This is a genomic window from Streptomyces sp. enrichment culture, assembly GCF_964272855.1.
Classification (GTDB): domain Bacteria; phylum Actinomycetota; class Actinomycetes; order Streptomycetales; family Streptomycetaceae; genus Streptomyces.
Genome location: NZ_OZ186847.1, coordinates 347,581 through 368,168, shown reverse-complemented (window position 1 = coordinate 368,168; position 20,588 = coordinate 347,581). Strand labels below are relative to the sequence as shown.

The following is a 20,588-nucleotide window of genomic DNA, read 5'->3' as shown; positions in this document are numbered from 1 at the left end:
CGCCGGGGGCGGGTGGAGATCAACCGGGGTACCCGGCGAGTTGACGTGTCGACGAGACGAGACGCCCCGTCGCCGCGCCACAGCCCCGCCTGACGCCGTGACAGGGGGCGCACACGAAAGGGCCCGGCGGCACGGCCGCCGGGCCCCTGGGCCGACACGCACTCGGCGCGCCGTACGTGCCTACGCGCCGCTCGCCTTCAGCATGTCCTCACGCTCGACGATCTTCACGCGCTCGCGGCCCTGCGGCTCACCCAGCGCCTTCTCCGCGGCGTCCAGCTTGTACCAGCCCTCCCAGGTGGTGAAGCGGATGTCCCGCTCGGCCAGGAAGGCCTCGACGGCCTCGGGCTCGGGCGCCTCAGGCGTCTGCAGACGGCCGCCCGCGAAGTCGTCCAGCAGGTTGGCGACGGTCTCGTTGGCATCACCCTTGGTGTGGCCGATGAGACCCACCGGGCCGCGCCGGATCCAGCCGGTGACGTACACCGACTGCAGGTGGGCGCCGCCCTCCTCGATGACCCGGCCGCCCTCGTCGGGCACCGTGCCGGAGTCTAGGTCCCAGGGCAGCTTCGGGAGCTTGTCGGAGAGGTAACCCACGGCGCGGTAGACCGCGTCGACGTCCCAGTCCGTGAACTTGCCGGTGCCCTTGACGTTGCCGGTGCCGTCCAGCTCGGTGCGCTCGGTGCGCAGGCCCACGACCTTGCCGTCCTCACCGAGGATCTCGGTGGGCGACTCGAAGAAGTGCAGGAAGAGCTTGTGCGGACGGTCGCCGACGTCGCGGATCGCCCAGTTCTCGAGGGTCTTGGCGACCATGTCGGCCTGCTTGTTGCCGCGCCGGGTCTCGATCGAACCCTCGTCGTAGTCGATGTCCTCGGGGTCGACGATGACCTCGATGTTGGGGGAGTGGTCCAGCTCGCGCAGCTCCATCGGGCTGAACTTCGCCTGCGCCGGGCCGCGGCGGCCGAAGACGTGGACCTCGAGGGCCTTGTTGGCCTTCAGCCCCTCGTAGACGTTCGGCGGGATCTCGGTCGGCAGCAGCTCGTCCGCCGTCTTGGCGAGGATGCGCGCGATGTCGAGCGCGACGTTGCCGACGCCGAGGACGGCGACCTTCTCCGCCTCCAGCGGCCAGGTGCGCGGCACGTCCGGGTGGCCGTCGTACCAGGAGACGAAGTCGGCGGCGCCGTAGGAGCCGTCGAGGTCGATGCCCGGGATGGGGAGGGCACGGTCGGCCGTCGCACCGGTGGAGAAGATCACCGCGTCGTAGAACGAACGCAGGTCGTCCAGGCTGATGTCGGTGCCGTAGTCGACGTTGCCGAAAAGGCGGATCTGCGGCTTGTCGAGCACCTGGTGGAGGGCGGTGATGATGCCCTTGATCCGGGGGTGGTCGGGGGCGACGCCGTAACGGATGAGGCCGAACGGCGCCGGCATCCGCTCGAAGAGGTCGATGGACACGCCGGGTTCGGCGGCCACGTCGGACTTGAGCAGGGCGTCGGCGGCGTAGATCCCGGCGGGGCCGGCTCCGACGATGGCTACCCGCAGGGGGCGGGGCATGATCAGGTTCCCTTCGAGTGACGACAAGCGACTCGTGGGGAAGCCTAAGTTAAGGCAAGCCTAAGTCGGTACGCGGGTCCTATCTATGGGCTCATAAGGCAGCCTTATGAGAGGGATAAGTCAGCCTTCAGTCACCTGGGCGGCCGCGCGGAGCCGGGCGGTTCTAGGCTGTACCGCATGCCTGCCCGCGAGCCCGCCCCACCCGCACGCGAGGCGCATCTGCGCCCACCGGACAGCGCGCGCCTCGCCGAGGCCGCCGAGGTGTTCGCGATGCTGGCCGAGCCGACCCGTCTGCACCTGCTGTGGCTCCTGGCGCAAGGGGAGTCGGACGTCGGCTCGCTGACCGAACGCTGCGGGGCGTCGCGCACGGCGGTCAGCCAGCACCTGGCGAAGCTCCGCCTCGCCGGGCTGGTCGAGTCCCGGCGCGAGGGCCGGCACATCCACTACCGCCTGCGCGACGGCCATCTGCGCCGCCTCGTCCTGGAGGCCCTCAGCCACGCCGACCACCGGGTCAGCGGGAAGGCCCCGCACGACTGACGCTGGCCGAAGCCGGCGCGCCGTGCGGGGCCGGGGATGTCCTTGATCTCCTCGTCGGAGGCCCGGCCGTCGACGAGCCGTGCCATCGCCCGCTCGTTCCTCTCTTCGCCCGCAGGGCGTCCACCCCGTGCCCCGACCGTGCCAAGTGCCTCACGACCACTCTGGCGCGTATACCCCCTAGGGGTATATAGTTCGAGGCGTGGGGCCCGGAGGAGTCATCGCCCCGCCGGACGGGATTTGGGGAGAACGTCATGGACCACACCGGTCATCACCACCACAGCGCCCACCACGCCGAGCACACCGGGCACGGCGAAGGTCACGCGCACGGACACGGGCATGGGCGCGGGTCGGCTTCCTGGAGCATGGCCGTGAAGGCGACGCTGCACTGCCTCACCGGGTGCGCCATCGGCGAGATCCTCGGCATGGTGATCGGCACCGCCCTGATGTGGGGCAATGTGCAGACCATGGTCCTGGCGATCGGGCTGGCGTTCCTCTTCGGTTACTCGTTCACCCTGTTCGCGGTCCTGAGGGCAGGGCTGGACTTCAAGAGCGCACTGAAGGTGGCGCTCGCCGCCGACACCGTCTCGATCGCGGTGATGGAACTGGTCGACAACGCGATCATCGCGCTCACCCCGGGGGCGATGGACGCCCATCTCTCGGAGGGGCTGTTCTGGTTCGCCCTGCTGGGTGGCTTCGCGGTCGCCTTCGTGATCACCACGCCGGTCAACAAGTGGATGATCGGCCGCGGCAAGGGCCACGCCGTCGTCCACGCCTACCACTGACGCACACCGGCACGGCGGTCAGGCGGACGTCCCGGCCGCGCTCGTCAGCCCTTGGCGCAGGCACCGCGTCAGACGGGCGGCGATGGTCCCGTCGGGATCGAGGCGCGGGTTGAAGATCGTGACGTCGAGCCCGACGGCCCGCTCCCCGGTCAGCGCCGTGCCCAGCACCTCCTCCAGCTCCGCCCAGGTCAGCCCGCCGGGCTGCCGGTGGTCGACCGCCGGCATCACCGCGTCGTCGAGCACGTCCACGTCGAGGTGGACCCAGTACCGGACGGTGCCGAGCCGTGCCACCGCCTCCCGGGCCGCCGCCCCGGCGCCGGCCGCCCGGACGCCGTCCACGCCGACGGCGTACAGCCCGGGCGGCAGCGGCTGCATCCCCGCCCGAGCGGATTCACCGGCGTCACGGAACCCCAGGACCACGACGTCCTCGTCCCGCAGCAGGGGACCGCGCCCCTCCAGGTCGGTCAACTGCCGTGGCCCGCGCCCCGTGGCCAGGGCCAGCTCCATGGACGCGACCTCCCCGACCGGTTCCGCCGACGGCTGGTAGAAGTCGGTGTGGCCGTCGAGGAACAGCAGGCCGTGCCTGCCCCGGCGGCGCAGGGCGAGCAGGTTGCCGAGCAGGATGCTGCAGTCGCCGCCGAGGACGACCGGGAAGCACCCCGCGTCGAGGAGACCGCCGACCACGTCCGCGAGGCGCACGGAGTACTCCGCGATGCCGGCCGGGTTGAGCACGCCGGTCTCGGGGTCGCGCCGGGCGTCGTACGGCGGCGGCTCGACCCGTCCGGCCCGCACGGACCCGGGAAGGTCCGCCAGGCCCGCGCCGAGCAGCGCGCGCGGCAGGTCCTGGACGCCGGACGGCCGCAGACCGAGTACGGACGGAGCCTCGACGATCGCCGGTACCCGCATGGCCGGACTCCCTCACGCGTGGTGTCACAGCCATCGTCCCGCGCCGCCCGGCGTCAGTCGCGCCGGGCGTACAGGAACAGATGCGGTTCCGGTACGGCCTCGGGGTGGGCCGGCGTGAACAGGGTCTGCTCCTCCCGGAGCACCGTCAGGCCCGCCGCGTCCGCCAGCGCGGTGAAGTCCCCGGCGGCGAAACTGGTCACCCGGACCGGCTGACCCATGAACACGGCGTCGACGCCCTCCACGTCGAGCGGCACGGTGGCCAGCACCATGTGCCCGCCGGGCCGCAGCGCCCGCACCAGGCGGCCGACGACCTCGGACTGCTGCGCGCGGGACATCTGCAGCAGGGAGAAGTACACGCAGACCGCGTCGTAGGAGCCGTCCGTCAGGGGCAGTTCCCGGATGTCGGCACGCCGGAACTCGGCGTCGGGCACCTGCCGCGCCGCCAACTCGACCATCACGGGGGAGAGATCGACCCCCAGTACCCGGTGCCCCGCCGCGGCCAGCGTCTCGGCGGTCGGCCGCCCCGTCCCGCTGCCCACGTCCAGCACCCGGCTGCCCGGCGCGAGCCGTTCCAGCAGCCATTCCAGCGACGCCCGATGCGCCTCGGATCCCGCGAACGCCTTCTCGTAGGCGGCGCCGAGTGCGTCGAACGCCGCCGCGGCGTCCGGCTGCCGGTCCCCGTCGGTCACTGTGCCTCCTCCGCATGGTGGTGCCGGGCATCGTCGCACCCGGGGGACGGCGATGACAACGGGCGTTAAGGTTCGGCCGTGCCCACCTTGCTGATCGTGCATCACACCCCGTCGCCCAACTGCCAGGCGATCCTCGAAGCCGTCCTCGCCGGGGCGACGGCACCGGAGATCGAGAACGTCCGCGTCGAGCGGCGCGCGGCCCTCTCCGCGACGGCGTCGGACGTGCTCGCCGCCGACGGCTATCTGCTGGGCACGCCCGCCAACCTCGGCTACATGTCCGGCGCCCTCAAGCACTTCTTCGACCAGGTCTACTACCCCTGCCTGGACGAGACCCGCGGCCGGCCCTTCGGCTACTACGTGCACGGCGGCAGCGATGTCACCGGAGCCGTCCGAGGCATCGAGTCGATCACGACCGGCCTGGCATGGCGCCGCGCGGCCGATCCGGTGACCGTGACCGGCGAACCCGGCAAGGCCGACCTCGAGGCGTGCTGGGAGCTGGGGGCGACGGTGGCGGCCGGCCTCATGTGACCACCGCGCGGCGCCCGGATCAGCGTCCGGACGGCCCCGGCCACCTAAGCCGATGCCCCCTGGACCCGCGTCCGGACAACCCCAGCCCCCCCCAGGCCCCCGGATCCGCCGCGAATGTGTTCCAGGCCACGTCCCGGAAGAGATCCACGCCACGTTCCTCCCGGCAGGTCGGCGGCTACCGTTTTGTCCGGTCCTTGTCCCCGGCAGTTCGGACGGCCCGCCAGTGCTCACCCATCTCTCCCCGCTCATAGCGGCGACCGCTCAATGGCTGACCCGTGCCTACCCGGCGTCCGGCGGCGCCCTGGCCGAGGCCCTGTGCGAGGTGCAGGCGCGGCAGGCCGTCACCGTCGCGGCACTGCTGCGCTACCCCACCCGGACCGACGCCGCCCTGGTGGCGATGGCCGGGCCGGGCGGCTCGTCCCGCCTGGACTGGGTCACCGGCGCGGACACGGCCGCCGGTGCGGACACGGCCGACACCGCCTGGCGCACCTGGGTGGACGAGGTCGTGGCCAGCTGGGCCGCCTGCCTGCTCACCGACCCCGAGCTGGCCCGCCTGGCGGTGACCGCGGTCACCGAGGCGACGGAGCCGGCCGGTACGCCGCTGGAGTACCGCCGTCTGCTGGAGCCCGGAGACCGGGACTGGCAGGCAGCGGCCCTGCTCCGCCACCCCGACCTGCTCGCTCCCGTCGCCGGCCTGCACCACGCCCACCTCGTGGCCCGGCTGGGACCGGACCAGGCGCTCATCGCCTGAGCACGGGCCCCGATAGGCCACCCCACGGGCGCCACCCCACGGGCCTCACCCGCGCCAGCCGTACCGCCGCTCCGGCCGCCCCGCCACGCCGTACCGCAGCGACACCTCGGCGCTGCCCGTCGTATGGAAGTGCTCCAGATAGCGGCGGGCGCTGACCCGTGACAGCCCGGTCAGCGCGGCGCACTCGCTCGCGGAGAGGGTGCCGTCGGCGCCGCGCAGGGCGCGTTCCACCAGCTCGGCGGTCTCGACGCTCATCCCCTTCGGCAGGGCGCACGCGGCGATCGGCGCCGGTGCGGCCGCCCCCGCCAGCACCCGGTCCACGTCCGCCTGGCCGCGCACGACGGCGCTCTCCAGCCGACCCCGCTGGGCCACGTACCGCTCAAGCCGAGCCCGCAGGTCGGCGAACTCGAACGGCTTGAGGAGATAGTCCACGACCCCCTGGCGCACGGCGCCGCGCACCGCGTCCACCTCCCGCGCGGCGCTGATCACCATCACGTCGCAGTCGTGCCCGGCGGAGCGCAGCCGGGGGATGACGTCGAGGCCGAAGACGTCGGGCAGGTACAGGTCGAGCAGCACCAGGTCGGGGCGCAGCTCGTCCACCGCGCCGGCGGCCTCCTCACCGCTGCCCGCGACGCCCACCACCCGGAACGGCCGGACGCGTTCCACGTAGGCGCGATGCACCTTCGCCACCCTGAAGTCGTCGTCGACGACCAGGACGCCGATCGTGTCCATGGCCGCACCGGACGCATCGGGGACGGCAGTCGTACGGGACGCCGCAGTGATCATCGGTCCGCTCCTTCCGCCACCGCGTCGACGGGGTGGCTGACGGTCAGGCGTGCCGGAACCACGGCTCGGCGTGTCGTGGTCCCGCCGCCGTGACGTTCGCAGACCGGCCGGTCGGACGCCAGAGGGGCGACGTGCTCGGTCAGGGCGCCGTGACGAGCGGCGGCTCACCCCAGTCGGCCGTGAGTGCCTGCCGCAGGGCCTCGACGCCGGGGCGGCCGATGCGGTCGGCGAGGGCCGACTCGACGACCGCGATCACGGCCTGCGCGCGCTCGTGGACGCGCAGGCCCTCCGGGGTGGTGCGGATCAGCCGGCGGCGGGCGGAGCCGGGGTCGGGGGCCTGCTCCAGGAGCCCCATGCCGATCAGCCCGTGCACGGCCTGGTGGACCGTCTGCCGGTGACGCCGATCCGGCGGGCCAGCTCGGAGACTGTCGTGCCCTCGGCGTCGAGCGACGCGAAGACGGACGCCTGGGCGGTGGTCACCGGCTGCTCCCCGGCGGCCTCCATGCTGGCGAACAGCGCGTCCTCGAACCAGCGACGGGCCTCGCCGAGCAGTTGCGGGAGATTGGCGGCGCGGTGACTCATGGCTCCTCAGGGCCTCGGAGGACGACGGACGAGGGAATTATCCGCCCCCGGGCCCCGCCCACTCGCTGCCGCCCGCCCCACCCCTACACCTCCGGACGCCGCTCCGTCTCCGGGTCGCCGCATCGCGCGGCGAACTCCACGGTCGCGGCGAAGCAGCTCTCGACCTCCTCCTCCGGCAACCCGATCCACAGATGGTCGCCGCCCTCGACGGGCCGGAAGCCGACCGGGACGCCCGCCTCCCGCAGCGCCGTCGCCAGCCGTTCGCCCTGGGCGTGCGGGACGATCGTGTCGGCGGTGCCGTGCAGCACGAGGAACGGCGGCGCGTCGGCCGTCACCCGGTGCACCGGGCTGGCGGCACGCGCCCGTCCGGGAGCGTCGGCGAGCGCCGCGCCGATCAGCAGCGCCTCGAAGGAGGCGGGGTCGGCCGGGTCGAAGGCACCGGGCGGGTGGTCCTCGGCGAGCCGGGTGAGGTCGGACGGGGCGCACCGGACCGCGCAGCCGCGCACGTCGGCCGTACCGGGGCGGGCCGCGGCGGTGAGCGCGGTCAGGGCCGCGAGGTGCCCGCCGGCCGACTCGCCCCACAGCACGGTCCGGGAGGTGTCCAGGCCCAGTTCGGCGGAGCGGGTGTGCAGCCAGGCCAGGGGAGCGCAGGTCGTCGAGCTGGGCGGGGTACGGGGCCTCGCCGCTGAGCCGGTAGTCCGGGCAGGCGACGGCGAACCCGGCTCGCCCTCACGCTCCGCGCTCAGGAACCCCCGCCCGCGAAGCAGCCTCCCTTGCCGAACGCCAGCCGGGCGAAGCGCTCGCCCATGCGGCGGTGGGTGGCGGCGTCCGGGTGCAGGCCGTCCGGCAGCGGCAGCTCGGCGGCGTCGGCCTCGCCGTAGAGGGTGCGGCCGTCCAGGTAGTGCAGGTGCGGATCCTCGGCGGCGCGCTGCTCGACGATCTTGGCGAGTTCGTCGCGGATGACGTTCAGGGTGAGCTTGCCGAAGGCGCGCTCCTCGGGGTCTCCGGTCGCCCGGAACCGCAGCTGCCCCGTTTCCAGGGTGGAGAAGTCCGGGGCGCCGGGGCCCGGGGTGTCCTCGTGGATGGGGCACAGGATGGGGGAGATCACCAGCAGCGGGGTGGTGGGGTGGCCGTCCCGGAGGGTGTCGAGGAACCCGTGGACGGCGGGGGTGAAGGCCCGCAGCCGCATCACGTCGAGGTTCACCAGATTGATGCCGATCTTCAGGCTGATCAGGTCGGCGGGGGTGTCCCGCATCGCCCGCGCCGTGAACGGGTCGAGCAGGGCGCTGCCGCCGAAGCCCAGGTTGACCAGCTCCGCCCCGCCGAGGGACGCGGCGAGCGCGGGCCACGTGGTCGTGGGGCTGGCGGCGTCGGAGCCGTGGCTGATCGAGCTGCCGTGGTGCAGCCACACCGGCCGCTCCCCGTCCATGGGCACGGGCTCGACCGGGGCGTCCGTGCGCAGGGCGACGAGTTCGGTGGTCTCGTTGTGCGGCAGCCAGATCTCGACGACCTTGACCCGGTCGGGCAGTCCGTCGAAGCGGACCGTGCCGGCCGGTCCGGGCCGGGACTCGAAGGACCCGGTGGTCATGTCGATGGTCACGGTGTTGCCGCCGGCCACGGTGCCCCGCCCGGCCGGCTCGCCGTCGACGAGCAGGTCGTAGACGCCGTCCGGGCGGGGCGGGGCGCCGACGTAGACCCGCTTGGTGGGCAGCGTGTCCAGCTCCACGGCGGTGGCGCGGGTGCGGAACACCAGCCGTACGCCGGACGGCTGGGTCTCCGCCGAGGCGAGCAGCGGATCGGCGTATTGCGCGCGGGCCCGGGCGGGCAGCCGGTGCGGCAGCACCCCGTGCTCGGTGTGTTCCAGGTCGAGGGCGCCGCGCAGGAGTTCCGCGGTGAGGGGGGTCGTGATCCAGGGGGTGTTCATGATCTCCGCCGGTGGGGGGTGGTCGGGGGTCAGTGCGCGGGCCAGTTGCGCAGCAGGGCGTCGAGGGCGTCGAGGATGCGCGCCCAGGTCTCCTCGGAGCCGGGTTCGCTGTGGCTGAAGCCGCCGCTCAGCTCCAGGCTCACGTAGCCGTGGAACACGCTGCCCAGCATGCGGACCGCGTGGGTCTCGTCCGGTTCCGTCAGGTCGTAGCCGCGCAGGATCGCCCGCGTCATCCGCGCGTGCCGTACGCCCGCGCCGGCGGCCGCCGTCTCGGGGTCGAGCCGCAGCCGGGCCGCGGCATAGCGGCCGGGGTGCTCGCGGGCGTAGTCGCGGTAGACGTTCGCGAACGCGGTGAGGGCGTCCTTGCCGGCCCGCCCGGCGAGCGCGTCGGCGGCTCGGTCGGCGAGTTCCTCGAGGGCGAGCAGCGCGATCCCGGTTCTGAGTTCCTGCGAGTTGCGCAGGTGGGAGTACAGGCTCGCGACCTTGACGTCGAACCGCCGGGCGAGCGCCGAGAGGGTCACCTGGTCGAAGCCGACCTCGTCGGCCAGCTCGGCGCCCGCCTGGATCAGACGCTCGGCGGTCAGTCCCACGCGTGCCATGCCGCTCCGCTCTCTGCCTCACCGGAGCTCTGCCTGACCGGAACTCCGCCTGAATGAATTATGCGGATGCCTAAAGCCTTTAGGCAAATTCCGTTCCCTCTAGGCAGCGAGGGGGTGAGCCGCTGATCGTGTACGAGGCCGCAGGCCGCCTCCGCCCTGACCACAACGACCACAACCATCGTTGCCTCCACAAGCGCGACAGCCCGCCCGCCCCCGGGCACCATGTGGCCACCTCCCTCCCGATCCGACCGACAGGTGGTGGCCTCCGTGCGCCTGCGCACCCCCCTCGCCCTGCTCGGCGCCGCCCTGCTCGTGCTGCTGGGACCGCCGCTGCTGACCACCGGCAGCGGCGCCGAGACCGGCACGCGCATCCCCGGCCTGCGCTTCATGGTCCCCAACACGCCCGGCGGCGGCTACGACATCACCGCGCGCACCGCCGCCCGCAACGCCGAGGACGCCGGCCTCACCCCGGACATCGAGGTGTTCAACCTCCCCGGGGCGGGCGGCACCGTCGGCCTGACCCGGCTGGTGAGCGAGCACGGCAACGGCAGGCTGGCGATGTCGATGGGACTCGGCGTCGTCGGCGCCGTCCGTTCCAACGACGCGCCGAAGACCCTCGCCGACACCACCCCCATCGCTCGCCTCACCGAGGAACAGGACGTCGTGGTGGTCGCTGAGGACTCGCCGTACCGGACCGTCGACGACCTGATCGACGCCTGGAAGGCCGACCCCGGCAAGCTGCCCGTGGGCGGCGGCTCGGCCCCCGGCGGCCCCGACCATCTGGCGCCGATGCTGATGGCCCGGGCCGCCGGGATCTCCCCGAAGGACGTCAACTACATCCCCTTCGACGGCGGTGGCGAACTCCTCGCCTCCATCCTCGGCGACAAGGTCGCCTTCGGTGTCTCCGGCGTCGGCGAATACCTCGACCAGATCAAGTCGGGCGAGCTGCGCCCGCTCGCCGTCACCGGGCCCGAGCGCGTCGAGGGCCTCGACGCCCCCACCCTCCGCGAGGCGGGCTACGACGTGAACTTCACCAACTGGCGCGGCGTCGTCGCCCCGCCCGGCCTCACCGACGCCGAACGCGACAAGCTGATCCGGCTGATCGAGGCGCTGCACGACTCGCCCGAGTGGCGGCGGTCCCTGCGCGAGAACGGCTGGGACGACGCCTTCCTCACCGGCGACCGGTTCGGCGCGTTCCTCGACGCCCAGGACCGGCGCGTGGTCTCCGTGCTGAAGGAGCTGGGACTGTGACGACACCGGCCACCGGCACACCCGCGCCGCCCGCCCCGGCCCGCCGCTCCTGGCTGCGCGACCACTCCGAACTCGGCGTCTGCGCCCTGCTGCTGGCCCTCGGTGTGCTGGTCCTGACCGACGCCCTGACCATGGACGCCGACATCGCCCAGCGCGGCCCCGTCGGCCCGAGGACCGTGCCCGTCGTCGTCGGCGCCGGCCTGCTGCTGATCTCCGCCCTGCTCGCCGTCGACGTGCTGCGCGGCGGCCGCGGCCAGGCCGAGTCCGGCGAGGACGTCGACCTGTCCGAGCCCGCCGACTGGCGCACCGTGCTGCTGCTCGCGGGCGTCTTCCTCGGCTTCGCCGTCCTCATCGAACCGCTCGGTTTCCCCGCCGCGGGCGCCCTGCTCTTCTGGGGCGCCGCGTTCGTCCTCGGCAGCCGCCGCACCGACCGCGACCCGCTGATCGCTGCCGCCCTCTCCCTCGTCACCTACGTCGTCTTCGACCACCTGCTCGGAGTGCCGCTGCCCGGCGGCCCGCTGATGGGAGTCCTGTGACATGAACGCCCTCGACTCCCTCCTGGACGGCTTCGGGACCGCCCTCACCCCGCTCAACCTCCTCTGGGCCGCCCTCGGCGTACTCCTCGGCACCGCGATCGGCGTCCTGCCCGGCATCGGCCCCGCCATGGCGGTCGCGCTGCTGCTGCCGGTCACGTACGGACTCGACCCGATCGGCGCGTTCATCATGTTCGCGGGCATCTACTACGGCGCGATGTTCGGCGGCTCCACCACCTCCATCCTCCTCAACACACCCGGCGAGAGCGCGGCCGTCGTCGCCGCCATCGAAGGCAACCCGATGGCGAAGTCGGGGCGCGGCGCGCAGGCCCTCGCGGCCGCCGCCATCGGCCACTTCGCCGGCGGCATGGTCGGCACGATCCTGCTGGTCGTGCTCGCCCCGACCGTCGCGGAGCTCGCCGTCGACATCGGCGCGCCGGACTACTTCGCCCTCATGGTGCTGGCGTTCATCGCCGTCACCTCGGTCCTCGGCTCCTCCCGCGTCCGCGGCCTCGCCTCCCTGCTGATCGGGCTCACCCTCGGCCTGGTCGGCCTGGACCAGATGACCGGCCGCCAGCGGCTCACCTTCGGTTCGCTCCAGCTCGCCGACGGCATCGACGTGGTGATCGTCGCGGTCGGCCTGTTCGCCATCGGCGAGGCCCTGTGGGTGGCGGCGCACCTGCGGCGCACGCCCGGCGAACCGATCCCGGTGGGCCGCCCGTGGCTCGGCCGCGGCGATGTGAGACGCACCTGGAAGTCCTGGCTGCGCGGCCCGTTCATCGGCTTCCCGTTCGGCGCGATCCCGGCGGGCGGGGCCGAGATCCCCACCTTCCTGTCGTACGTCATGGAGAAACGGCTGTCGAAGCACAAGGACGACTGGAACAAGGGCGCCATCGAGGGCGTCGCCGGACCCGAGTCTGCCGCCTCCGCCTCGGCGGCGGGCACCCTCGTGTCCATGCTGACCCTCGGCCTGCCGACCACGGCCGTCGCCGCCGTCATGCTGGCCGCGTTCCAGCAGTACGGCATCCAGCCCGGCCCGCTGCTCTTCGAACGCGAGCCGGACCTGGTGTGGGGCCTCATCGCGTCCCTCTTCGTCGGCATGGTGCTGCTGCTCGCCCTCAACCTGCCGCTGGCCCCGCTCTGGGCGAGGCTGCTGCGCATCCCCAGGCCGTACCTCTACGCGGGCATCCTGTTCTTCGCGGCCGTCGGCGCCTACGCGGTGGGCGGCGAGGTCGTCGACCTGGTCATCCTGCTGGTCATCGGCCTCATCGGCTACGGCATGCGCCGCTACGGCCTGCCCGTCCTGCCCGCCGTCATCGGCGTCATCCTCGGCCCGAACGCCGAGCAGCAACTCCGCCGCGCCCTGCAGATCAGCGACGGCAGCGTCACGGGCCTGGTCGACACCCCGTTCGCGGTGACGGTCTACGCGGTGATCGCGGTGCTGCTGGCCTGGCCCCTCCTGCGGAGGCTGAGGCCGACGAGCACCACGACAGGGAGCTGAGGCGGGAGCACGGGAGCGGTGGCGCCGCGCCCGGCGCCACCGGGTGATCGACCGTCAGGCGACGCGGTGCACCAGCTGGCTGGTCAGCTCGTACCGCGCGCCGACGATCGACAGCCGCCCGTCCGCCTCCCGCTCGGCGAGATCCTTGTCCGCCGCGAGCCGGGACCGCACGAGCCGTATGTTGGCGTCTATCGTCGCGTCGACGCGGGCGTCTCCCCCGGTGCCGCGGTCGATCGCCGGGGCTATCTGGTCGGCCAGGTACCGGATGTGAGCGGGCAGCGGTCCACCCGACTCGTCCGCCTCGACGGCGGCCCGCACGGCCCCGCACGACTGGTGGCCCAGCACCACGATCAGCGGTATCCCCAGCTCCAGCACCCCGTAGGCGATGCTGCCGAGCACCGCCTCGTCCAGCACCTCCCCGGCGCTGCGCACGGTGATCAGGTCGCCGAGCCCCTGGTCGAAGACCAGTTCCGGCGGCACCCGCGAGTCGATGCAGCCGAGCACGATCGCGAACGGGTGCTGCCCCGACGTCAGCGCCTGCCGCACGGCCGGGGTCTCGTCCGGGTGCTGCTCCCGGTAGGTGCGCCAGCGCCGGTTCCCGGCGGCCAGCTCCCGCAGCGCCTGCCGGGCGGTGGTCGGCCGCGGCCGGGCGGCGGGCGGGGCGGCGGCCGCGGGCGAGACGTCCAGTGTGAGCCCGGCGCCGGCCACGGCGGCTCCGGTCACGGCGGCGCGCAGCAGAAGGCGGCGGGCGGGAGCCGCCTCGGCGGCTCCGAACAGGGTGTCGTCGAGAATCACGGCGAAGAACGTATGTCCGAAACCGCTGCCCGGTCGGCAGTGCTACCGAATCATGGTCGTGCGTGGGCGATTCCTGGACTGTCGTTGAGCCGTTGTTGGCACGGGCGAGGGCAGCGCTTGGCGCTGAGCCAGCCGCGTTGCCCGGCTAGCGACCGCCGCCGGGCGGATTCTCGTCGTCGTCCCAGGTGCGGGTCGAGCGGGGCTCGGTGTACGGCTCCTGCTCCGGGGGGAGGCCGCCGGCGATCGCGCGCTGGCGTGCCGTCTCCGCGTCGAACTCCAGGCCGAGGAGGATCGCCAGGTTGGTGATCCACAGCCAGATGAGGAAGATGATGACGGCCGCCATCGTCCCGTACGTCTTGTTGTACGAGCCGAAGTTCGCGACGTAGAAGGCGAACCCCGTGGACGCGATCATCCAGATCACCAGGGCGAGGAAGCTGCCCGGGGTGATCCACCGCCAGCCGCGCACCCGGGCGTTCGGGGCGGCCCAGTACAGCAGCGCGATCATGAGGGTGACCAGCACGAGCAGCACGGGCCACTTGGCGATCGCCCAGACCGTCAGCGCGGTGTCCCCGACCCCGAGGAGATCGCCCGCCCGGCGCGCGACGCCCCCGGTGAACACCACGATCAGTGCGCTGATCAGCGCCATCACCATCAGGGCCACGGTCACCCCGAGCCGCACCGGCAGGATCGCCCACACCGGCCGCCCCTCCGGGATGTCGTACACCGCGTTCGCGGTCCGCATGAACGCCGCCACGTAGCCGGACGCGGACCACACCGCCACCACCAGACCGATGACCGCCACCAGGGAACCGGTGCCCGCGTTGCCCTGAAGCTGTTCGACGGCCTGGGTGATGATGTCCCTGGCGGGACCGGGGGCCAGCGACTGCAGGTTGTCCAGCACCTTGTCCGTGGTCGACCTGCCGGAGAGGCCGAGCAGCGACACCAGCACCAGCAGGGCCGGGAACAGCGCCAGCACCCCGTAGTACGTCAGCGCCGCCGCGCGGTCGGCCAGCTCGTCGTCCTTGAACTCCCTGAGGCTGCCCTTCAGCACCGCCTTCCAGGCCCCTTTCGGCAGCTTGGCCGGCGTCTCGGGTGCCGCCCGTTCCACCTCCGGGCCGGGACCGGCCTCCTCCGGAGTCGGCCTGCGGTCGTCGAGCTGGTCGTTGTGCCCGGCACGCCCGGGAAGATGCAGCTTCGCCATGCCCCCCGAGTAACCCCGTCCGGGATTCGCTCACTCATGCAGCCAGAACCCGGTCCGCTCCAGCCACAGTCCGAGCAGGTCCCGGTCGCCGTCGACGCTCGTCCGGTCGTGCACGGGGCGCCCGTAGACCAGGAGCAGCAGGTCGGGGAGGGCCGCCCGGACGGTGACGGCGGCCTCGCCCCCGCCGCGCCGCCAGCGCGGCACGTCACCGGTGAGATCGACGAACCAGCTCCCGTCGGGAGCGTCGGCGGCCTGGAAGGCGAGGGTGCGGCCGGGACCGAGCAGGGGCCGGGCGATCGACGGGTCGTACGTCTCGGGCACGGAGCCGAACGACATCCACTCGTCGAGCGCGTCCCGCGCCACCGCCGGCTCGACCTCGTAGCGGGCGCCCACCGTCCACGCCGCGTCGGCGCGGTGGACGACGGTCTCGTGCAGCATGCGGCGCGCCCAGAAGACCAGGGGCTGATCCGGTACGACGGTCCACACGCGCGCCTCGGGCCCGGCGTCCGCCAGCGCGTCCGTGAGCCGCCGGGCGCCGTCGGCGAGCCAGGTGTCCAGCACCGCCGGGTCCTCGTCGCCGTAGTGGAAGACCTCGTCGACCAGCTCCGTGGAGACCGGTCCGGTGGCCCGGGTCCGCACGATCGTGTCGGCCCAGCGGTGGTTGCCGCCGATGTGCCGTGCGAGCTGGCCGAGGTTCCACTCGGGGCAGGTCGGCACGCGGGCCGCCGGGTCGGCGCCGCCGAGGAGGGAGCGCAGCAGGTCGGTCTGGACGAGGATTTCGGCGCGGTAGCGGTCGAGGCTCCACAGGCTCATGACGCAACGCTAGGGGGTGTCTCGTCGATCAGGCCGGATCAGGGAGCGGCGTCTGGTGCCGTGCATCGCAAGGCGGAGGAGGGAGTCGATGCGATGGGGGTCCCCCCTGCTCGAGGGGAGCCGGGAGCTTGGGGGAATCGGCGAGTGACGACAACGCGGCGAGGCGCGGTGCCAGGCGCCGCGAGCCCGGCATGATCGGCGAGACGTCCCCTAGGGCCGGTGCTCCCGCGGCGGCAGGTGGTTTTCGCCGGGTGCGCCGAACCCTTCGCCGGGTGCGGTGACCAAGCGGTCGTCGCGGTCCCGCAGCGACTCGGGCAGCCGCCGCCCGCATCAGGGGCAGAACGCGATGCCGACGCCCGCCTTGCCGCCGTCGTGGACGATCACGAACGAACGGCGGGGCACCCCCCGGGGTGCCCCGCCGTTCGTGTGCGGCCAGGTCGGCCGTCAGTCCTCGGCGACCAGCGAGGGCGTCTCCGTGGTGAGGGTCCTGCCCTGGAAGAACGCCGGGCTGCGCCACCGCATCCAGTACATGATCACCACACCGAGGAGCAGCAGCCCCACGCCGATCACGAACACCGAGCCCATGCCGAAGACCGAGGATCCGCTGCCGTACTCCGGGTTCCACATGTCCAGCAGCGTCTTGGCGAAGACCGCGCTCAGCAGCAGCCCGCCCACCAGCGGGAAGAGGCCCTTGAAGAGCAGGTCGCGGCCGGAGCGCAGCACCTCGGCGCGGAAGTACCAGACGCAGGCGAACGCGGTGAGGGCGTAGTAGAAGCAGATCATCAGGCCGAGCGCGTAGATCGTGTCGACCAGCACGTGCTCGCTGACCAGCGTCATCACCGTGTAGAACACGCCGGTCGCGACACCGGCCATGACCGTGGCGCGGCCCGGGGTGCGGAATCGCTCGTGGACCTTGGCGTAGGAGGCGGGCAGCGCCTCGTACGTGGACATCGCGAGGACGGTGCGGGCGACCGGGATGAACGTGGTCTGCAGGCTGGCCGCCGCCGAGGCGAGGACGGCCACGAAGAGCAGGATGCCCAGCGCCGAGCCCATCACCGGACCGGCCAGTGCGGCGAAGACGTTGTCGGAGGTGTCGGGGTTGGCGAGTCCCAGCCCCTTGTCGCCGGAGCCGACGACCATCTGCGCGGCCACACCGGTGGCCAGGTACGAGCCGACCAGCACCACCATGGCGAGCAGCGCCGCGCGGCCCGGGGTCTTGGCGCTGCCGCTGGTCTCCTCGTTGGCGGTGAGACAGGCGTCCCAGCCCCAGTACATGAAGATCGACAGCGACAGCCCGGCGGTGAAGGCGCCGAACGACTGCACCGCGAAGGGGTTCATCCAGGACCAGGAGAAGTCCGCCGAGGTCGGGAAGTTGGCGCTGCCGGCCTTCCCGAACGCCATCGCGACGAACAGGGCGAGCACCACCAGCTGAAGTCCGACCAGCGCGTACTGCACGCCCTTGGTCGCGGTCATCCCGCGGTAACTGATCACGGTCGCGATGGCGACCAGCGCCAGGCAGGTGACGATGTGCACCGCCTTGTTCCCGTCGAGGGCGGCCACGTCCTCGCTGCCGGTGATCTCACCGGCGAGCAGCCAGAAGTACGAGGTCGCCACACCCGCGAGGTTCGAGAGCACGATGATCGTGGCGATCACCAGCCCCCAGCCGCACATCCAGCCCACCTTCGGGCCGAACGCCTTCACCGTCCAGGTGAAGGAGGTGCCGCAGTCCGGCATGACCTTGTTCAGCTCGCGGTAGGCGAACGCGACGAGCAGCATCGGCAGGAAGCCGGCGAGGAACACCGCCGGCATCTGCAGTCCGACCTCGCCGGCGGTGGACCCGAGGGTGGAGGTCAGGCAGTAGACCGGGGCCACGGTGGAGACGCCGATGACGGCGCTGCCCAGTAGCCCGACGGAGTTGCCGCTCAGCCCTTTGGCACGCATGCCGTGGCCGGGGCCCTCGTCGCCTGTGTTTCCGGCCATGGGCCGTGCGTCCAGCTGAGTCATGAACAGGACGTTAAGTGCTGCGGTTTCCGTGTCGACCGTGCGTTACATCCTGGGCCCGGAAGGTTCATGATCCATCTATTCAAGGGTGTGGCGGGGTAACTGCCTGTGTTTCGAAGGTTGATCGAGGCAATGAAACTTGCCTTCCAAAACCGTTTGAGCTGCGTTCGATATTCGGTAATCGCAGCGGAGCCAGAAATGTCCGGTTGCAAGCTTCCCGTGTGATCTGAGTTACACATTTCGTCTGGCTGGAAACCGACGCCCTCGACCGTGTGTACAGATCTTGGTCTCCTCCGCGCCATCTACCGCCCGCAGCATCGGCATGTCCTCGACACCGATGAAGGAAGCGCTTGTGACAACGCACCGCACTCCGCGCAGAACCGCCGCCCTCGCCCTGGGCACCGCCGTGCTCACCCTCCTGGCCGTCACCCCGGCCGGGGCCGACGGCGAGGCGCTCCCCACGGTCACCCCCGTCAGCGAGACCCCCGCGCTGTACGACGACGAGGCGGGCGGCAACTCCGACGCGGACGACCCGGCGATCTGGCGCAACGCGGCCGACCCGGACCGCAGCCTCGTCGTCGCGACCGCCAAGGAGGGCGGCCTGCGCGTGTACGACCTGGACGCCCGCCTGGTGCAGTCGCTGCCCGCCCCGCGTCCGCCCGCCGAGGACGACGCCCCCGGCCGCTTCAACAACGTCGACCTCGTCACCGGACTGCGCACCTCCGTCGGCCGCGCCGACGTGGCCGTCGTCAGCGACCGCGGCAACGACCGGCTGCGGATCTACCGCATCGACCCGTCCAGGCCCGGCGCCCCGCTGACCGACATCACCGACCCGGCCGCCGCCCCGGTGTTCTCCGCCGACCAGGCCGAGATCAACGACCAGCGCACCGCGTACGGCCTCGCCACCTGGCAGGACAAGGCCACCGGACGCACCTACGCCCTGGTCAGCCAGCGGGAACGGACCCGCGTCGCCCTCGTCGAGCTGACCCCCACGGCGAACGGCACCGTCGGCTACCGCAAGGTCCGCACCCTCGACCTCCCGTCGTCCTTCCGCCTCCCGGACGGCACCAGCTGGTCGCCGTGCGCGGAACCCGGTGAGCTTCCGCAGGTCGAGGGCATGGTGGTGGACCCGGCGACCGGCACCCTCTACGCCGGTCAGGAGGACATCGGCATCTGGCGGATGCGCGCCGACCTCACCACCAAGCCGGTCCTGGTCGACAAGGTCCGCGAGTTCGGCGTGCCCGGCGTCTACGACGAGACGACCGAGGAGTGCGCGGCGGGCGCCGACCCCGGCTACGGTGGCGAGCGGCTGGCCGCCGACGTCGAGGGCCTGACCCTGTTCCAGGAGTCCGACGGCGACGGCTACCTCCTCGCCTCCAGCCAGGGCGACGACACCTTCGCCCTGTACGACCGCGAGGTGAGCGAGGACAACGAGTACGAGGGCGGCTTCCGCGTCGGTGCCGCCTCGGCGACGCTCGACGGTTCGGAGGAGTGCGACGGCGCCGCCGTCCTGAACGCCCCGCTGGGCCGCCGCTACCCGAACGGTCTGCTGGTCGTCCAGGACGGCCACGACACCCCCGAGGTCTCCGACGGCGAGGGCGGCACCCGCACCGCGACCGGCTTCAAGTTCGTCGACCTCGGCGACGTGGTGGACGCCGCCGACATGTGACCCCCGCACGGCCGCCGGGTGCCCTCCCGCGCTCCGGCGGCCCTGACGTCCCGGCGCCCCGGCGGGCGGCCGTACCCGCTAACCTCGATGATCACCGGCTCCGACCAGGCCGGACGACAATCGGACAAGGGGGGACAGGCATGGCGCGCAAGGCGGTCCGAGCCGCGGTCGGCGGCCACCACTTCGCCAACCGGGACATACGGCTCCACGAGACGGACGACGCCGCATGACGGACCACGGCGTGGACGACGACCTCGTACGGCGGCTGATCGCGGAGCAGTTCCCCCGGTGGGCGGAGCTGCCGCTGACGCGGTTCCCGTCCGGCGGCACGGTGAACGCCGTGTACCGGCTCGGCGACGAGATGGCCGTACGGCTCCCACTGGCGCGGGGCGGCGTCGCTGACGTGGCGCTCGAACAGCATTGGCTGCCGCGTCTCGCGCCGCTGCTGCCCACCCCCGTCCCCGAGATGCTGGGCGCCGGCGAGCCCGGTGAGGGGTATCCGTGGCCGTGGTCGGTGTACCGGTGGCTGCCGGGGGAGAACCCCGAGGCGGGAGCGCTGAGCGAGCCGGTGGCGCTGGCCGCGGACCTCGCCGCGTTCGTGACGGCGGTCCGCGGCGTCACCCTGCCGGGAGCGCCGACGGCCCATCGCGGCGGGCCGGTCGCCTCCCTCGACGCGGGGACCCGGGCGGCGATCGAGGAACTGCGCGCCATCCCGCAGGAAGGCGTCGACTGCGACGCCGTGGCCGCCGTATGGCAGGAGGCGCTGCGGGCCCCGGACTGGGACGGGCCGCCGGTGTGGCTGCACGCCGACCTCATGCCGGGCAACCTGCTCGTGGACGGCGGCCGGCTGACCTCGGTGATCGACTTCGGATGCATGGGCGTCGGCGATCCGGCCTGCGACCTGTTCCCGGCGTGGAACCTGCTGCCGGCCGAGGCCAGGCAGGTGTTCCGGGAGGCACTGGACGTCGACGACGCGACCTGGCTGCGCGGCCGGGCGCGGACGCTCTCGCAGGCCGTGATCGCGCTGCCGTACTACCGGGAGACGAACCCGGCGATGGCGGGCAACGCCCGGCATGTGATCCGGGAGGTGCTCGAAGAGGTCTCGAAGGCGTAGCGGTGTTCGGGTCCGGTCGCGATCAGGGCCGAACGGCCCTGGCCATCCGGCCCTGTAACGAGAAGGATCCTGAAGGGGAAC

The 20,588-nt window shown here is 72.6% G+C and carries 22 protein-coding genes; 9 read left to right on the top strand and 13 right to left on the bottom strand.

What is annotated here, in order from left to right; all coding sequences use genetic code 11:
• Positions 1-180: 180 nt before the first annotated feature.
• A complete protein-coding gene (locus ACSU6L_RS01410; RefSeq protein WP_437052696.1) occupies positions 181-1,545 on the bottom strand; it encodes an FAD-dependent oxidoreductase in 1,365 nt (454 codons plus the stop codon).
• Positions 1,546-1,722: 177 nt separating this feature from the next.
• Between ACSU6L_RS01410 and ACSU6L_RS01405 the strand changes: the two genes are divergently transcribed.
• Positions 1,723-2,082: an ArsR/SmtB family transcription factor gene (locus ACSU6L_RS01405; RefSeq protein WP_437052694.1), complete on the top strand. Its 360-nt coding sequence runs from the start codon at positions 1,723-1,725 to the stop codon at positions 2,080-2,082.
• 251 nt (positions 2,083-2,333) lie between these two features.
• Positions 2,334-2,864, top strand: coding sequence for a DUF4396 domain-containing protein (locus ACSU6L_RS01400; RefSeq protein WP_437052692.1), 531 nt, complete (start codon positions 2,334-2,336; stop codon positions 2,862-2,864).
• Between the two features lie 18 nt (positions 2,865-2,882).
• On the opposite strand, the gene ACSU6L_RS01395 is transcribed toward ACSU6L_RS01400, so the two are convergent.
• Positions 2,883-3,770, bottom strand: a complete 888-nt coding sequence (locus ACSU6L_RS01395; RefSeq protein ID WP_437052690.1) for an arginase family protein — start codon at positions 3,768-3,770, stop codon at positions 2,883-2,885.
• A 53-nt stretch (positions 3,771-3,823) separates the two neighbouring features.
• Positions 3,824-4,459, bottom strand: a complete 636-nt coding sequence (locus ACSU6L_RS01390) for a class I SAM-dependent methyltransferase (RefSeq protein ID WP_073939791.1) — start codon at positions 4,457-4,459, stop codon at positions 3,824-3,826.
• A 78-nt stretch (positions 4,460-4,537) separates the two neighbouring features.
• Here ACSU6L_RS01390 and ACSU6L_RS01385 point away from each other — a divergent pair, with 78 nt between their 5' ends.
• Both ACSU6L_RS01385 and ACSU6L_RS01380 read left to right on the top strand, forming a co-directional pair.
• Positions 4,538-4,987 carry a flavodoxin family protein gene (locus tag ACSU6L_RS01385; RefSeq protein ID WP_437052687.1) on the top strand — a complete coding sequence of 150 codons (450 nt, stop codon included), beginning with the start codon at positions 4,538-4,540 and terminating at the stop codon, positions 4,985-4,987.
• 223 nt (positions 4,988-5,210) lie between these two features.
• On the top strand, positions 5,211-5,738 hold the full coding sequence (locus ACSU6L_RS01380) for a hypothetical protein (RefSeq protein ID WP_437052685.1): 528 nt from the start codon (positions 5,211-5,213) through the stop codon (positions 5,736-5,738).
• A 45-nt stretch (positions 5,739-5,783) separates the two neighbouring features.
• On the opposite strand, the gene ACSU6L_RS01375 is transcribed toward ACSU6L_RS01380, so the two are convergent.
• From ACSU6L_RS01375 to ACSU6L_RS01350, 6 genes are all read right to left on the bottom strand, one after another.
• Positions 5,784-6,524 (bottom strand): response regulator, encoded by a 741-nt coding sequence (locus ACSU6L_RS01375; protein ID WP_437052683.1) that lies wholly within the window; start codon positions 6,522-6,524, stop codon positions 5,784-5,786.
• 139 nt (positions 6,525-6,663) lie between these two features.
• Entirely contained in the window at positions 6,664-6,897 is a 234-nt protein-coding gene (locus ACSU6L_RS01370) for a hypothetical protein (RefSeq protein ID WP_437052681.1), read from the bottom strand.
• Entirely contained in the window at positions 6,885-7,106 is a 222-nt protein-coding gene (locus ACSU6L_RS01365; protein WP_437052679.1) for a hypothetical protein, read from the bottom strand. The genes ACSU6L_RS01370 and ACSU6L_RS01365 overlap by 13 nt, the downstream gene beginning before the upstream one ends.
• 83 nt (positions 7,107-7,189) lie before the next feature.
• On the bottom strand, positions 7,190-7,693 hold the full coding sequence (locus tag ACSU6L_RS01360) for an alpha/beta hydrolase fold domain-containing protein (RefSeq protein ID WP_437052677.1): 504 nt from the start codon (positions 7,691-7,693) through the stop codon (positions 7,190-7,192).
• Between the two features lie 155 nt (positions 7,694-7,848).
• Positions 7,849-9,030, bottom strand: a complete 1,182-nt coding sequence (locus ACSU6L_RS01355; protein ID WP_437052675.1) for a GDSL-type esterase/lipase family protein — start codon at positions 9,028-9,030, stop codon at positions 7,849-7,851.
• A 29-nt stretch (positions 9,031-9,059) separates the two neighbouring features.
• Entirely contained in the window at positions 9,060-9,629 is a 570-nt protein-coding gene (locus ACSU6L_RS01350) for a TetR/AcrR family transcriptional regulator (protein WP_437052674.1), read from the bottom strand.
• 267 nt (positions 9,630-9,896) lie between these two features.
• Here ACSU6L_RS01350 and ACSU6L_RS01345 point away from each other — a divergent pair, with 267 nt between their 5' ends.
• Genes ACSU6L_RS01345 through ACSU6L_RS01335 form a run of 3 tightly spaced genes read left to right on the top strand, consistent with a single transcriptional unit; the run spans position 9,897 to position 12,914 of the window.
• A complete protein-coding gene (locus ACSU6L_RS01345; RefSeq protein ID WP_437052672.1) occupies positions 9,897-10,880 on the top strand; it encodes a Bug family tripartite tricarboxylate transporter substrate binding protein in 984 nt (327 codons plus the stop codon).
• Positions 10,877-11,416, top strand: coding sequence for a tripartite tricarboxylate transporter TctB family protein (locus tag ACSU6L_RS01340; protein WP_437052670.1), 540 nt, complete (start codon positions 10,877-10,879; stop codon positions 11,414-11,416). The genes ACSU6L_RS01345 and ACSU6L_RS01340 overlap by 4 nt, the downstream gene beginning before the upstream one ends.
• Position 11,417: 1 nt before the next feature.
• Positions 11,418-12,914, top strand: a complete 1,497-nt coding sequence (locus ACSU6L_RS01335; protein WP_437052668.1) for a tripartite tricarboxylate transporter permease — start codon at positions 11,418-11,420, stop codon at positions 12,912-12,914.
• 54 nt (positions 12,915-12,968) lie between these two features.
• On the opposite strand, the gene ACSU6L_RS01330 is transcribed toward ACSU6L_RS01335, so the two are convergent.
• The 4 genes from ACSU6L_RS01330 to ACSU6L_RS01315 form a co-directional block, all read right to left on the bottom strand.
• Positions 12,969-13,709 carry a carbonic anhydrase gene (locus ACSU6L_RS01330; RefSeq protein WP_437052666.1) on the bottom strand — a complete coding sequence of 247 codons (741 nt, stop codon included), beginning with the start codon at positions 13,707-13,709 and terminating at the stop codon, positions 12,969-12,971.
• A 145-nt stretch (positions 13,710-13,854) separates the two neighbouring features.
• Complete coding sequence (locus tag ACSU6L_RS01325) at positions 13,855-14,910, bottom strand: YihY/virulence factor BrkB family protein (RefSeq protein WP_437052664.1); 1,056 nt, start codon at positions 14,908-14,910, stop codon at positions 13,855-13,857.
• 30 nt (positions 14,911-14,940) lie between these two features.
• Positions 14,941-15,723, bottom strand: a complete 783-nt coding sequence (locus ACSU6L_RS01320; protein WP_437052662.1) for a maleylpyruvate isomerase family mycothiol-dependent enzyme — start codon at positions 15,721-15,723, stop codon at positions 14,941-14,943.
• Between the two features lie 444 nt (positions 15,724-16,167).
• On the bottom strand, positions 16,168-17,727 hold the full coding sequence (locus tag ACSU6L_RS01315; RefSeq protein ID WP_437052660.1) for an APC family permease: 1,560 nt from the start codon (positions 17,725-17,727) through the stop codon (positions 16,168-16,170).
• 349 nt (positions 17,728-18,076) lie between these two features.
• Between ACSU6L_RS01315 and ACSU6L_RS01310 the strand changes: the two genes are divergently transcribed.
• Both ACSU6L_RS01310 and ACSU6L_RS01305 read left to right on the top strand, forming a co-directional pair.
• On the top strand, positions 18,077-19,393 hold the full coding sequence (locus ACSU6L_RS01310) for a phytase (RefSeq protein WP_437052658.1): 1,317 nt from the start codon (positions 18,077-18,079) through the stop codon (positions 19,391-19,393).
• Positions 19,394-19,619: 226 nt separating this feature from the next.
• On the top strand, positions 19,620-20,507 hold the full coding sequence (locus ACSU6L_RS01305; protein ID WP_437052656.1) for an aminoglycoside phosphotransferase family protein: 888 nt from the start codon (positions 19,620-19,622) through the stop codon (positions 20,505-20,507).
• The last annotated feature ends 81 nt before the right edge of the window (positions 20,508-20,588 follow it).

Coding starts and splice junctions, on each gene's coding strand:
- ACSU6L_RS01410 (WP_437052696.1), bottom strand. CDS start 1,545: ATGCCCCGCCCCCTGCGGGTAGCCATCGTCGGAGCCGGCCCCGCCGGG.
- ACSU6L_RS01405 (WP_437052694.1), top strand. CDS start 1,723: ATGCCTGCCCGCGAGCCCGCCCCACCCGCACGCGAGGCGCATCTGCGC.
- ACSU6L_RS01400 (WP_437052692.1), top strand. CDS start 2,334: ATGGACCACACCGGTCATCACCACCACAGCGCCCACCACGCCGAGCAC.
- ACSU6L_RS01395 (WP_437052690.1), bottom strand. CDS start 3,770: ATGCGGGTACCGGCGATCGTCGAGGCTCCGTCCGTACTCGGTCTGCGG.
- ACSU6L_RS01375 (WP_437052683.1), bottom strand. CDS start 6,524: ATGATCACTGCGGCGTCCCGTACGACTGCCGTCCCCGATGCGTCCGGT.
- ACSU6L_RS01365 (WP_437052679.1), bottom strand. CDS start 7,106: ATGAGTCACCGCGCCGCCAATCTCCCGCAACTGCTCGGCGAGGCCCGT.
- ACSU6L_RS01355 (WP_437052675.1), bottom strand. CDS start 9,030: ATGAACACCCCCTGGATCACGACCCCCCTCACCGCGGAACTCCTGCGC.
- ACSU6L_RS01350 (WP_437052674.1), bottom strand. CDS start 9,629: ATGGCACGCGTGGGACTGACCGCCGAGCGTCTGATCCAGGCGGGCGCC.
- ACSU6L_RS01335 (WP_437052668.1), top strand. CDS start 11,418: ATGAACGCCCTCGACTCCCTCCTGGACGGCTTCGGGACCGCCCTCACC.
- ACSU6L_RS01325 (WP_437052664.1), bottom strand. CDS start 14,910: ATGGCGAAGCTGCATCTTCCCGGGCGTGCCGGGCACAACGACCAGCTC.
- ACSU6L_RS01320 (WP_437052662.1), bottom strand. CDS start 15,723: ATGAGCCTGTGGAGCCTCGACCGCTACCGCGCCGAAATCCTCGTCCAG.
- ACSU6L_RS01315 (WP_437052660.1), bottom strand. CDS start 17,727: ATGACTCAGCTGGACGCACGGCCCATGGCCGGAAACACAGGCGACGAG.
- ACSU6L_RS01305 (WP_437052656.1), top strand. CDS start 19,620: ATGACGGACCACGGCGTGGACGACGACCTCGTACGGCGGCTGATCGCG.